Here is a 388-nt window from a genome sequence, read left to right as displayed (position 1 = left end):
TCACCGATGCCGTAGGGCGACCGATCTGGTTCTTCATCACCGCGGGTCAGGTCAGCGACTACACCGGTGCCAAGGCGTTGGTAAGCAGTCTGCCATCGGCTGACTGGCTACTTGGAAATCGAGGATACTATGCGGACTGGTTCTGTGACGCCTTAATAGAAAAGGGCATTAAGCCCTGCATCCCAGGACGGAAGTCGCGCGACAAACCTATCAAATACGACAAGCGGAGATACAAGAGGCGCAACCGGATCGAGATCATGTTCGGCAGGCTCAAGGATTGGCGGCGTGTCGCAACCCGATATGACAGGTGACCGAAAGTCTTCCTCTCCGCAATCGCGCTCGCAGCAATCGTCTTGTTCGGGCTCTAAAACAATGAGTCTGGAGCCTA

Annotated in this window: 1 protein-coding gene; it reads left to right on the top strand. The window is 55.2% G+C overall.

What is annotated here, in order from left to right:
* The coding region (locus UB90_RS22375; protein ID WP_065327173.1) for an IS5/IS1182 family transposase at positions 1–311 on the top strand (311 nt) is incomplete at its 5' end.
* Positions 312–388: the final 77 nt, after the last annotated feature.

It is taken from the genome of Tritonibacter mobilis, from assembly GCF_001681715.1.
Lineage (GTDB): Bacteria > Pseudomonadota > Alphaproteobacteria > Rhodobacterales > Rhodobacteraceae > Epibacterium > Epibacterium mobile.
This window is presented reverse-complemented; position numbering and strand designations above follow the sequence as displayed.